10 protein-coding genes are annotated in these 12191 nt (G+C 70.6%); 8 read left to right on the forward strand and 2 right to left on the reverse strand.

Translation table 11 applies throughout. The features are described 5' to 3' along the window. Positions 1 to 24 precede the first annotated feature (24 nt). The 8 genes from ACQPZX_RS13960 (at position 25) to ACQPZX_RS13995 (ending at position 9988) form a co-directional block, all read left to right on the forward strand. A complete protein-coding gene (locus ACQPZX_RS13960; protein ID WP_433379710.1) occupies positions 25 to 1428 on the forward strand; it encodes an MFS transporter in 1404 nt (467 codons plus the stop codon). Positions 1429 to 1564: 136 nt separating this feature from the next. Then, positions 1565 to 3220 (forward strand): ABC transporter substrate-binding protein, encoded by a 1656-nt coding sequence (locus tag ACQPZX_RS13965; protein ID WP_433379713.1) that lies wholly within the window; start codon positions 1565 to 1567, stop codon positions 3218 to 3220. Between the two features lie 75 nt (positions 3221 to 3295). Beyond that, positions 3296 to 4303 carry an ABC transporter permease gene (locus ACQPZX_RS13970; RefSeq protein WP_433379716.1) on the forward strand — a complete coding sequence of 336 codons (1008 nt, stop codon included), beginning with the start codon at positions 3296 to 3298 and terminating at the stop codon, positions 4301 to 4303. Positions 4304 to 4311: 8 nt separating this feature from the next. Continuing rightward, on the forward strand, positions 4312 to 5253 hold the full coding sequence (locus ACQPZX_RS13975; RefSeq protein ID WP_433385227.1) for an ABC transporter permease: 942 nt from the start codon (positions 4312 to 4314) through the stop codon (positions 5251 to 5253). 6 nt (positions 5254 to 5259) lie between these two features. Next, the gene (locus ACQPZX_RS13980; RefSeq protein WP_433379719.1) at positions 5260 to 6240 is read left to right on the forward strand and encodes an ABC transporter ATP-binding protein; all 981 of its coding nucleotides are present in this window, start codon (positions 5260 to 5262) and stop codon (positions 6238 to 6240) included. After that, complete coding sequence (locus ACQPZX_RS13985) at positions 6237 to 7343, forward strand: ABC transporter ATP-binding protein (protein WP_433379722.1); 1107 nt, start codon at positions 6237 to 6239, stop codon at positions 7341 to 7343. Before ACQPZX_RS13980 ends, ACQPZX_RS13985 begins: the two co-directional genes overlap by 4 nt. Positions 7344 to 7487: 144 nt before the next feature. After that, positions 7488 to 8339, forward strand: a complete 852-nt coding sequence (gene pdxY / locus ACQPZX_RS13990; RefSeq protein ID WP_433379725.1) for a pyridoxal kinase PdxY — start codon at positions 7488 to 7490, stop codon at positions 8337 to 8339. Positions 8340 to 8464: 125 nt separating this feature from the next. Next, entirely contained in the window at positions 8465 to 9988 is a 1524-nt protein-coding gene (locus ACQPZX_RS13995) for a diguanylate cyclase domain-containing protein (protein WP_433379728.1), read from the forward strand. Positions 9989 to 10019: 31 nt separating this feature from the next. On the opposite strand, the gene ACQPZX_RS14000 is transcribed toward ACQPZX_RS13995, so the two are convergent. Then, positions 10020 to 11267: an ROK family protein gene (locus ACQPZX_RS14000; protein ID WP_433379731.1), complete on the reverse strand. Its 1248-nt coding sequence runs from the start codon at positions 11265 to 11267 to the stop codon at positions 10020 to 10022. Beyond that, entirely contained in the window at positions 11264 to 12118 is an 855-nt protein-coding gene (locus tag ACQPZX_RS14005) for a PmoA family protein (protein WP_433379734.1), read from the reverse strand. Before ACQPZX_RS14005 ends, ACQPZX_RS14000 begins: the two co-directional genes overlap by 4 nt. Positions 12119 to 12191: the final 73 nt, after the last annotated feature.

Consider the following 12191-nt stretch of genomic DNA (forward strand, 5'->3'; position numbering starts at 1 on the left):
GCCGGCCGGGCACCGTTCTTGCTCATGACAATCTTGATGGAGCGCCGCTCCAGCCGCCTGATGTGGGCGATCCTCGGGCTGGTGCTGCTGGCCGACGCCCTCGACGTGATCGATGCGACGGTCACGAACATCGCCGCACCCACCATCGCCCGCGAGCTCGGCGGCGGCGAGAGTTTGATCAAGTGGTTGGGTGCGGCGTACATGCTCGCCATGGGCGTCCTGCTCGTGGTCGGCGGACGGCTGGGCGACAAGTTCGGCCAGCGACGGCTCTTCCTGATCGGCATGAGCGGGTTCACCGCGGCTTCGGCGGTCGCCGGGCTCGCACCCGGCCCGGCCCTGCTCATCGTCGCCCGGGTTGCGCAGGGAGCGTTCGGCGCATTGCTCCTCCCGCAAGGCATGTCGATCATGATGAAGGCGTTCAGCGGCGACATGCTCGCCAAGGCGTTCGGGCTGTTCGGCCCGATTCTCGGCCTCTCCAGCGTCGGCGGCCCGGTGCTGGCCGGATTCGTCATCGGCGCCGACCTGTTCGGCCTGTCCTGGCGTCCGATCTTCCTCGTCAACGTCGTCCTCGGCGGCGCCGGGCTGGTCATCGCGGCCAGGATCCTGCCGCGGGACGACGGCGACCGGTCCACCGTCGTCGACGGCTGGGGCTCGGGCCTGCTGGCGGTGACCATGATCGGGCTGCTGTACGGCCTGATCGAGGGCTCGACCAACGGCTGGACCGCGATCCCGGTCGCCTCGATCGCCGCCGGCCTGCTGTCGTTCGCCGCCTTCGCCCGCCGTCAGCGCACCGCGACCCACCCGCTCGTCACGCCCTCGCTCCTGCGCAACCGCGGTTTCACCTCCGGAATGCTGGTGGGCCTGACCGTCTTCGCCGCCGGCACCGGCCTGATCTTCGTGCTGTCGCTGTTCATGCAGGAGGGGCTGCACGCCGGCCCGCGGGACGCCTCGCTCGGCCTGGTGCCGCTCACGCTGGGGCTCATCGCCGCCGGGTTCGCCGCGATGGGTGGCCTGGTCGCCAAGTTCGGCCGCACCCTCGTCTTCATCGGCCTCGCCGTCGTCCTCGCCGGTTGCGGCTGGGTCCTGGCCCTTGTCGATCGCTCCGGGACGAGCCTCGGCCTCGGGGCGCCGGCCCCGGCGCTGTTCGTCATCGGCGCCGGCATCGGCCTCTGCTTCGCCACGATCCCGGCCGTTGCCCTCGGCGACGCGAGCCCCGAGGAAGCCGGCAGCGCCAGCGGCTCGCTCAGCTCGATCCAGCAGCTCTCGTCGGCGATCGGCTCGGCCGCGGTCACGTCGATCTTCTTCCAGGCCGCAACCTCCGGATTCGGCCACGCGATGAAGGTCAGCCTTGTCGTCGTCCTGGCCGTCACCGCCCTCAGCCTGCCGGTCGTCGCGCTGATGCCCCGCGCAGCACCGTCAGACCAATAAGGACACGATCCGATACCAACCCACGACGCGCTCGCCGTGAGTGGTTAATGTCTCGCCAACGGTGACCAGCCGTCACTGAGTTTGCCCGTACCCATAGGACGAGGTGAATTTGATGCGTGCATCAGGGATGCAGGCAATGAGGCTCCGGACGGTCATCGCCGCCGGTGCCATTGCGGCGCTGACGATCGGCGCGGCCGGCTGTGCGAAAAGCGAGCGCGACAGCGGCGGCGACGAGGACAAAGCCGCTTCCGGCGGCACCTTCATCTTCGCGGGTGCCGGTGATCCGAAGAACTTCGACCCGATCTTCAACGATGACGGCGAGTCGTTCCGGCCGATCCGGCAGCTCTACGACACCCTCGTCACCCACAAGCCCGGCACCGCCGAGCTGACCGGTGGCCTGGCGGAGAGCTGGACCAACGACCCGACCGGCAAGATCTGGACGTTCAAGCTGCGCCAGGGGGTCAAGTTCCACGACGGCACCGCGCTGGACGCCGCGGCGGTCTGCGCCAACTTCGACCGCTGGTACAACATGAAGGGCGAGGCCGCCCAGTCTCAGATGATCTACTACGCCGACGTGTTCGGCGGCTTCGCCGGCAGCCCGGACGCCGTCTACGACAACTGCAAGGCGCAGGACGCCGGCACCGCGGTCGTGACGATGAAGAAGCACAAGGGCGCCTTCCCGGGCGCGTTCGCGCTCACCGCGTTCTCCATCGCCAGCCCGGCCGCGATGAAGCAGTACGACGCCGACAAGGTGACCCAGAACGGCGACTCCTTCTCGTACAGCGCGTTCGCGAACGAGCACCCGACCGGCACCGGCGCGTTCACCTACGGCGGCTGGAACAAGGCGACCGGCGAGATCACGCTGAACAAAAACCCCGACTACTGGGGTGACAAGGCCAAGATCGACAAGATGATCATCAAGGTCATCAAAGACGAGAACACCCGCAAGCAGGAGCTGCGCGCCGGCACGGTCCAGGCGATCGACTTCCCGGCCCCGGCCGACCGCAAGGCGCTGGCGGCTGAGGGATACAACGTGCTCGACCGGCCCGCCTTCAACATCCTCTACCTGGGCATCAACCAGAAGAACCCGAAGCTGAAGGACCTGCGGGTGCGCCAGGCGATCGCGTACGCGTTGAACCGCGCTCAGCTGGTGCAGACCAAGGGCCCGGGCGGCTCGGCGGTGGCCGACGAGTTCATGCCGAACACGGTGCTCGGGTACGCCCCGGACGTGCAGAAGTACGACTACAACCTGGACAAGGCCAAGCAGCTTCTGTCCGAGGCCGGCGCGACCGGCCTGACGCTCAACTTCTACTACCCGACCGAGGTGTCCCGCCCGTACATGCCGAACCCGCAGGAGATCTTCACCGTTCTCGCGAACGACCTGCAGGCGGCCGGCATCAAGGTCAACGGTGTGCCGCGGCCGTGGAACGGCGGGTTCAAGGACGACGTGCAGCAGTTCGGCAAGCAGGACCTGCACATCCTCGGCTGGACCGGCGACTACAACGACCCGGGCAACTTCGTCGGGACGTTCTTCGGCCGGGCCAAGGACGAGTTCGGCGACGCGGCGATGACCGACATGTTCGCCGAGATCGGCAAGGCCGACGCGACCGTCGACCAGACGGCCAAGAAGGCCGCGTGGGAGCAGGTCAACCGCGACATCGCCACCAAGTGGCTGCCGGCCGTGCCGATCTGGCACGCCCCGCCCGCCCTGGTCACCACGAAGAACGTGGAGGGCCTGGTGCCGAGTCCGCTGACCGCCGAGCAGTTCAACACCGTCTCGCTCACCAAGTAGGGCACCGCCGCGCGGCCCGGACCGGGGACGATCTCCCCGGCCTGGGCCGTTCGGCGCAATTCCAAGAAGGACCTTATGGCGAGAATCGTCCTACGCCGCCTGATCCAACTGGCCATCACCCTGATCGCCCTGATGACCCTCGTCTTCTTCTGGCTTCGCAGCCTGCCCGGCGGACCGGTCGACGCGCTGCTCGGCGAGCGCGCGACCCCGGAGAACCGGGCCCGGCTGACCCGGGCCCTCGGCTATGACCAGCCGATCTGGATCCAGTACGGCCGCTTCCTCAAGAACGTGGTGACCGGCAACTTCGGCAACTCCATCCGGACCGGCGAGCCGGTGATGGACGTGATCAGCCGGTCCTTCCCGGCGACCGTCGAGCTGGCCATCGCGGCAATGATCATCGCGGTCGGGCTGGGCATTCCCCTGGGATACCTCGCGGCCCGGCACCGCGGGCGGGTGCTCGACAACGCCACCATCGTCTTCACGCTGATCGGCATCTCGGTCCCGATCTTCTTCCTGGGCTACCTGCTCAAGGACTGGCTGACCCAGGGCATCCACGTCTTCCCGCCGTCCGGCCGGATCACCACCGGCATGGACAACACCGACGTGACCGGCTTCTTCGTCCTGGACGGGCTGCTGACCCGCGAGTTCGACGCCTCGGCCGACGCCATCTGGCATCTGGTGCTGCCCGCGCTCACCCTGGCGACGATCCCGCTGGCGATCATCATTCGAATAACCCGGGCGAGCGTGCTGGACGTGCTGGACGAGGACTACGTCCGTACGGCGGAGGCCAAGGGCCTGCGCAATCCCACCGTCCGCAAGCGACATGTGCTGCGCAACGCCATGCTGCCGGTGATCACCATCATCGGGCTGCAGACCGGCGCCCTGCTGGCCGGCGCGGTGCTGACCGAGAAGGTCTACAACTGGGGCGGGCTGGGCACGCTCATCACCGACTCGATCAGCGGTAGCCGCGACTATCCGGTGCTGCAGGCGCTGATCCTGCTGGCCGCGGTCGTCTTCATCCTGGTCAACCTGGTGGTCGACCTCTCCTACGCGATCATCGACCCGAGGGTGCGTGTGCGGTGACCGGAGGAATCTCGACCCTCGCCGAGCACAAGCGCCGCCGGATCGAGGAGCTGACCGAGCGCACCACCCAGGGCGGTGGGGTCGGGCTGCTCCGCGACGCCTCCCGCCGGTTGGTGCGCAACCCCACCGCGATGTTCGGCGCGGCGATCATCCTGCTGTTCCTGATCATGGCGATCTTCGCCCCGCTGGTCGCCCCGCACGACCCGGTGCAGCGGTTCCCGGAGCTGACCAGGGACCTGACCGTCGACAACATCCCGGGCGCCACCGCCGGGCACCCGCTGGGCAGCGACCCGCTCGGCCGGGACTTCGCCTCGCGGATGGTCTACGGCGCGCGGCAGACGCTGATCGTGGGCGTGCTGGCCACGACGATCGGCCTGCTTCTCGGCGTGCTGCTCGGCGCGCTGGCCGGCGCCATCGGCGGCTGGGTGGACGTAGTGATCATGCGGTTCACCGACGTGATGCTGGCGCTGCCCAGCCTGCTGCTGGCGATCACCCTGGTCGCCCTGGCCAGCGAATCCACCCAGTGGACGGTGATCATGGCGGTCGCCATCGTGAACGTGCCCATCTTCGCCCGGCTGCTCCGCGGGTCGATGCTGGCGCAACGGGAGAGCGATCATGTGCTCGCCGCCCGCGCGCTGGGCGTGCGGCGGCGGCACATCGTCACGCGGCACATGCTGCCGAACTCGCTCACCGCGGTCATCGTGCAGGCCACCCTGACCTTCGCGGTGGCGATCCTGGACGCGGCGGCGCTGTCGTTCCTCGGACTCGGCGACCCGGACATCAACCGGGCCGAGTGGGGTTTGATGCTGGGTGTGGACGGTGTGCGGTACTTCGAGGTCCGCCCGGAGCTGGCCTACTTCCCGGCCCTGGCGATCATTCTGGTGGCTCTCGGCTTCACCCTGCTCGGCGAGGGTATGCGCGAGGCGCTCGACCCGAAGAACCGGCGGTGATCCGTGATGCCTCTGCTCGACGTACGCGATCTCTCGGTGGTCTTCCAGCAAGGCGCGAAGCCGTTCACCGCGGTGGACGGGGTCAGCTTCACGGTGGAACCCGGCCAGACGGTCGGGCTGGTCGGCGAGTCCGGCTGCGGCAAGTCGGTCACCAGCCTGGCGATCATGGGGCTGCTTCCCCGGCGCGGCAACAAGGTCGCGGGCGAGGTCCGCTTCGAGGACACCGACCTGCTCAAGCTGCGCCCGCAGGAGATGCGGGACCGGCGCGGCCGGGACATCGGCATGATCTTCCAGGACCCACTGTCCTCGCTGAACCCGGTGATCCCGCTCGGCCTGCAGGTGGCCGAGGTGCTGGAACGCCACCAGGGCCGCACCCGGCAGGCGGCGCTACGGGAGGCCCGCAGGCTGCTCGACGCGGTCGGCATCCCCGACCCGATGCGGCGGCTCAAGGAATTCCCGCACCAGCTCTCCGGCGGCATGCGGCAGCGGGCGCTGATCGCGATCGCCCTGGCCTGCAAGCCGCGCCTGCTGATCGCCGACGAGCCGACAACGGCACTGGACGTGACCATCCAGGCGCAGATCCTCACGCTGCTCAAGGAGCTGGTCGACGACTCCGGCACGGCGCTGATCATGATCACTCATGACCTGGGGGTGGTGGCCGGGCTCTGCGACAGCGTCAACGTCCTGTACGCCGGCAAGGTGGTCGAGCGGGCCGAGCGCCACGAATTGTTCGCGGCCCCGCGGCACCCGTACACCCAAGGCTTGTTGCAGTCGGTGCCCCGCCTGGATGTCGACCGCGGCGGACGGCTGCACCAGATCCGCGGCTCGGTCAATGACAACATTCCCTGGCCGGAGGGCTGCGCCTTCGCGCCGCGCTGCGATCGGGTGATCGACGCCTGCATCGGCGAGACGGTGCCGCTCGAGCCCACCTTCCGCGGCGGCGCGCTGCGGTGCACGAACCCCGTACCGCAGGAGGTGCCGGCGTGAGCGACGCCTTGGTGGAGATCGACGACTTGAAGGTCCACTTTCCGATCAAGAGCGGGCTGCTCCTCAACCGTACGGTCGGATGGGTCTACGCCGTCGACGGCGTGACGTTGAAGATCAAGCGCGGCGAGACGTACGGCCTGGTCGGCGAGTCCGGCTGCGGCAAGTCGACGCTGGGCCGCGGCCTGCTGCGGCTGGTCGAGCCGACCAGCGGCGGGATCACCTTCGACGGCACCGACGTCCGCGCGCTGGAGGGTGAGCAACTGCGGCTCTTCCGCCGGCGCATGCAGATGGTGTTCCAGGATCCGATGTCGAGCCTCGACCCCCGGCAGTCGGTGGAGTCCCTGCTGGTCGAGGGCCTCAAGGCGCACGGTCTGCACAAGGACAAGGCCGGCATGCGTACGAGATTGCGATCCACCCTGGACTCGGTCGGCCTCCCGGAGTCGGCGCTGAACAAATATCCGCACGAGTTCTCCGGCGGGCAGCGGCAGCGCATCGGCATCGCCCGGGCCCTGGTGCTCGGCCCCGAGCTGATCGTGGCCGACGAGCCGGTGTCCGCGCTGGACGTGTCGATCCAGGCGCAGGTGGTCAACCTGCTCGGCGACCTGCAGGACTCCCTCGGCCTGACCTACCTGATCATCGCGCACGACCTGGCGGTCGTCCGGCACATCTCCGACACCATCGGCGTGATGTACCTGGGCTCGCTGGTCGAGGAGGCCGACGGCGACCAGCTGTACGAGCGCCCGCTGCACCCGTACACGATCGCTCTGCTCTCGGCCGTGCCCATCCCCGACCCGTACGTGGAGGATCAGCGGGAGCGGATCCTGCTGGCCGGCGACCTGCCGTCGCCGGCCGACCCGCCGAGCGGATGCCGGTTCCGCACGCGCTGTCCCTGGTCGCAGAGCCGCTGCGCCGAGGAACGGCCGGAGCTGCGGGTCTTCGACGACTCGGGGCAGCGGGTGGCCTGCCACTTCGCCGAACAGATCCGCAGCGGCGAGCTGAGGATGCACGAGGTGCGTGCGGAGGTGGTCCGCCCGGATTCGGACACCGCGCCCGGGGTGGGCGCCGAGCTGATCCAGACCCGGACGGACCTGCCCGCGCCCTAGGTTTACAGGGTGACCAGCTGCGCGTCCGGGAAGCGCGGCGAAGGGCGGTGCAACAGGCCGTGCCGACCCGGTACGAGAACAGCTTCAAGACCCTCTGGGCGTGCAGTAGGAAGCCTGCGGCGACCGCCTCTCTAGGCTGGGAGGATGAAGGTTCTGTCTATCCAGTCGGCGGTCGCCTACGGCCACGTCGGTAACTCCGCGGCCGTGTTCCCCCTGCAGCGCATCGGTGTCGAGGTGGTCGCCGTGCCCACGGTGAACTTCTCCAACCACACCGGCTACGGCGCCTGGCGGGGCCCGCTCCTGCCGCCGCCGGAGGTGGCCGAGATCCTCCTCGGCGTCGAAGAGCGGGGCGTGTTTCCGCAGATCGACGCCGTGCTGTCCGGGTATCAGGGCGGGGTGGGCATCGGCGACGTCATCATCGACGCGGTGCGCCGGGTGAAGGCCGCGAACCCCTCGGCGGTCTACGCCTGCGACCCGGTCATGGGCAACGCCAAGTCCGGATGCTTCGTCGCGCCGGAGATCCCCGCCCTGTTGCGCGACCGGGTCGTGCCGGTGGCCGACATCATCACGCCGAACCAGTTCGAGCTGGGCTTCCTGACCGGCACCGAGCCGGCGAGCATCGAGTCGACCCTCGCCTCGGCCGACCTGGCCCGGGCCATGGGCCCCTCGACCGTGCTGGTCACCAGCGTGGAGCGCCCCGACCGGGAGGAGGGCACGATCGAGATGCTGGTCGTGGACGCGGCCGGCGCCTGGCTCGTGACCACCCCGCACCTGCCGTTCAAGGCGAACGGCTCCGGCGACGTCACGGCCGCCCTGTTCACCGCCCACTACGTGGCGACCGGGAACGCGGCGTTGGCGCTGGAGCGTACGGCCTCGAGCGTCTTCGACCTGATCGGGACCACCTACCGGTCGGGTGAGCGCGAGCTCCAGCTGATCGAGGCCCAGGAGTTCTACGCCCACCCGCGCATGCAGTTCACCGCCAAGCAGGTGCGCTGATACCCCGAGGGCATGCGCCGAAGCGCTCGTCGGCGATCTGACCGACCCCGCGCTGCGGCGTACGGCGAGATGCCGGGCCGGCTCAGGCCGTAAAGTCGGGCGTTTTCCGGCCGATCGACAGGACTGTGACCCAACGATCCGGCAAGGCTTGGCTCTTCTGCCTCGCTGTCGGCATCGTCGCGTCGGTGGTGATCGCGTTCGGCGGTCACGCCTGGTCGGCCTGGTGCGCCGCCGCGCTGCAGGCATCGGCCGGGCTGGTCGTTCTCGCCGGCATTCGCCGGCATCGGCCGCCACGTCCGGCGTTCTGGGTGGTGACGGCAACAGGCCTGATCTCGTACGCGGTGGCGCAGCTCCCCTATCGCACGGGCGACGACGCCTGGAATGTCCGTATTCCGTTCGGCGGCGTCGGCGACTGGCTGCTGTACCTGGCGTTCGGGCTGTTCACGGCCGCCCTCGCGATCTGCGCGCTCGGCGGGCAGCGGGCCGGCAGCCGCCGCACCGACGCCATCGACGGGCTCGTGGTCGTCCTCGGGGTGTCCGCGGTCAGCTGGCAGTTCATCGCCGAGCCGTTCCTGACCACCGGCGGCCTCGACGCGTGGCACACCGGGTTGTTCTGGTTCTACGAGCTGTTCGAGCTGGCCCGGATCGCGCTCCTCGCGCTGATCTTCATGTCCCCGTCGGCGAACGGGACCGTCCGGCGGCTGGTCCTGACCGGCATGTCCCTGCCGATCGCCGGGGACATCCTCTTCACGTACGCGGCGACGACTGGCACCGCCGTACCCGTGCAATGCTTTGATCTTCTTTGGCTTCTGGGGACCGTGACGATCGCGGCCACCGCGCTGCATCCCGCGATGGGCGCCCCGGTCCGCCTCGGCCGGCCGGGCGACACGTTGTCGGGTTCCCGCCTGGTGATTTTCGTCCTGCTGACCGCGGTGATCCCGATCGTGACCGGGCTCAATGACATCACCGGGGTCTCGGTGTCGCCGGGCAGCCTGGCCGAGGGCGCGTGGATCCAGATGATCCTCGGCGTGAGCGTCGCCGTCCTGCTCGTGCTGCGGCTGGGCATGCTGAGCTCTGTCGCGCAGCGTCGTTCCGCGGCCCTGGAGGACGCGCTGCGCCAGCAGCAGGCGCTGCGCGAGGAGCTGGAGCACCGGGCCACCCACGACCCGCTGACCGGCCTCGGCAACCGGGCCGCTTTGATGACGGCCCTCGACGCCGCGGTCGGCACCCACGGCTGGCTGATTCTCTTGGACCTGGACGGATTCAAGAACGTCAACGACACGTACGGTCACCCGGTCGGCGACGCCCTGCTGGTGGCCCTGGCCCGCGACTTCACCGCCACCCTGCCGCCCGCCGGCCAGGTGGCCCGCCTGGGCGGCGACGAGTTCGCCTTCGTCCTGCCCGGCAGCGACGAGGCGGAGGCGACCGGCCTTGCCGCGCGGGTCCTGGTGCTGGCCGCCCGCGAACGCCACATCGACAGCGCCACGATCAACGTGTCGGCCAGCCTCGGCCTGCAGCCACTCGACCTGAGCGTCGACACGGCCGCCGCCCTCCGCGACGCCGACATCGCCCTTTACGCGGCCAAGGGCGGCGGCCGCAACCAGTACCGCATCAGCGCCACTTCAAGACCGGCCTTGGTCGCGAGGTGAGAGGACCCGCACGACTGGCCGGCGGGGGAGGTCAGCGATGCGGGGCCGTGCGCTCCAGCCACGAGACCGGGCTGGCGCGGACGGCGTCGACGGAGACCAGGGCCGCGCCGATGACGGCCGCGTCGGGGCCGAGCGGCGCGGAGCGCACCTCGGCGCGGGACCAGGTCGCCGGGGCGCGGCTGTCCAACTCGGCCTGGACGTGCTCGCCGATCCAGGCGGCCAGCAGCGAATAGGCGCCGTCCAGCAGGACCATGTCCACCTCGACGATGGTGAGCAGCGTCGCGATCGCCCGGCCCAGCGTCGTGCCGGCGAGCTCGAGGGCGGCGAGGACCTCGGGCGAGCCGGCGTCGGCGAGCGCGTCGACGGTGACGGCGGGGGTCTGGTGGGATCGGGTGCCGGCGCGGCGCGCGGCCTCCGGCACGGCGGCGAGGATCGCTTCCAGGCCGGCCGTGTGTTGCACGCAGCCGACGGCGCCGCAGGTGCAGCGCCCGCCGTCGGCGAGGACCGGGATGTGGCCGAGCTGGCCGCTCCAGCGGCGGGCGCCGTCCAGCGGCACGCCGTTGAGCACGATGCCGGCGCCGAGGTCGAAGTCGCCGAACACGCAGACGAAGTCGCGCAGCTCGGGGTCGCCGGCGTACAGCTCGGCCAGGGCGGCCAGGCTCGCGTCGTTGTCCACGCCGACCGGCAGGTCGTCGCCGATCGATGCCCGCAGCGCGGCGCCGGCGTCGAAGTCGTGCCAGCCCAGCCCGGAGAGCGACCGCACGACGCTGTGGTCGCGCACCAGCCCGGGCGCCGCAAGGGTGGCGCCGACGACGGTGAGGCCTTCGGCGGCGGCCGCGGCGATCGCCTGGCGGGCCATCGTGGCGAGGTCCTCGACGGTCTGCTCGGGGCCGCCGCGGGTGCGCGGGGCGAAGCCGAGGTGGCGCACCGAGCCGGTCAGGTCGACCACGCACGCCGTCAGGCTGTCGACCCGGATGTCCAGGCCCAGGCCGGCCGGGCCGGTGCGGGACAGCAGCAGGCCGACCCGGGGCCGGCCGGTGCCGCCCGACCGGTCCGGGCCGGCCTCGACGATCAGGCCGCCGGCGAGCAGGTCGTCGACGATCCGGGTGACCGTCGGGCGGGTCAAACCGGTGGCGCGGGCCAGCTCGATCCGGGAGATCGGCACGCCGCGGGCCGCGACGATGCGGTGGAAGAGCAGCGTGAGGTTGTGCGCGCGCAGGTTCACCTGCCGCACCGGCTCCGCCGCGGCCGGTGCCGCGCGGTAAACCGAGCGCGTCACGAGGCCAGCCCGGCGGCGCGCTGGGCGGCCTGCTCGGGGGAGAGGATGCCGTCGGCGACGACCACGACGAACCGGCGGGTCAGGGTGTCGCCGGCGGCCAGCTCGAGCGGCTCGTCCCAGGCCAGCGCGGAGCCCACGCCGACGTAGTCGCGGGTGCGCACGAACCAGCGGTCGGCGCGGGTGCGCTCGGTGGCGCCGATGAAGACCAGCGACCACGGCGGCGTGCCGGAGGCCGGGCCGGCGAGCAGCAGCCAGGGCGAGCGGGAGCCGTGTGCCGCCTCGGTGCCCTCCCCGGTCGCGGTGGCCACCCGGCAGTCGCGGGCGGCGGTGGCGACGCGCCAGAAGAAGCCGCCGAACCCGGCGCCGGCCCGGCCGAGGACGGCGGGGCTGCGGATGGGCAGGGTGCGGCCGGTCGTGTTGGTGAGGACGGACTCCCAGTCCAGCGCCCACTCCCGCGCGTCGAGCTGCCGGGCCGCGAGGGTGCGCCGCTCGGCCAGCAGCTGCTCGCGGTCGATCGCCGTCCAGCGCAGCGAGTGCGCGAGGCGGGCGGGTCGCTGCTGGATCCAGCGGAGGTGCTCCTGGGTGCCGTGGTTGTCCAGCCAGGCGGGGCCGTGGCCGGGCACGAAGGTGCGGCTGCCCCAGAAGTTGCTGCCGCCGACGTCGGCCACCGGGAAGCCGGCGCCGAGATGATGCCGGTGGGTGGCCGGCTGCGCCTCGGTCCCGACGGTGCCGGCCAGCGTGCGGACGGGATGCAGGAAGGGCCGCGGCGCGAGGGCGATGGGCAGTTCCGGGCGCCACGTGTACTCGGCCACCACCAGGTCGCCGAGACGCAGCGGCGCCGAGTCCGTCATGCCGAGCAGGATAGTCGGCAGCGACTTAGTTTCATGGATTGACATAAACAAATGCCGAGCCGATAATCGATCT

The sequence above is a fragment of the Actinoplanes sp. CA-142083 genome, from assembly GCF_050942195.1.
Classification (GTDB): domain Bacteria; phylum Actinomycetota; class Actinomycetes; order Mycobacteriales; family Micromonosporaceae; genus Actinoplanes.

Coding starts and splice junctions, on each gene's coding strand:
- ACQPZX_RS13980 (WP_433379719.1), top strand. CDS start 5,260: ATGCCTCTGCTCGACGTACGCGATCTCTCGGTGGTCTTCCAGCAAGGC.
- ACQPZX_RS13965 (WP_433379713.1), top strand. CDS start 1,565: ATGAGGCTCCGGACGGTCATCGCCGCCGGTGCCATTGCGGCGCTGACG.
- ACQPZX_RS13970 (WP_433379716.1), top strand. CDS start 3,296: ATGGCGAGAATCGTCCTACGCCGCCTGATCCAACTGGCCATCACCCTG.
- pdxY (WP_433379725.1), top strand. CDS start 7,488: ATGAAGGTTCTGTCTATCCAGTCGGCGGTCGCCTACGGCCACGTCGGT.
- ACQPZX_RS14005 (WP_433379734.1), bottom strand. CDS start 12,118: ATGACGGACTCGGCGCCGCTGCGTCTCGGCGACCTGGTGGTGGCCGAG.
- ACQPZX_RS13960 (WP_433379710.1), top strand. CDS start 25: ATGACAATCTTGATGGAGCGCCGCTCCAGCCGCCTGATGTGGGCGATC.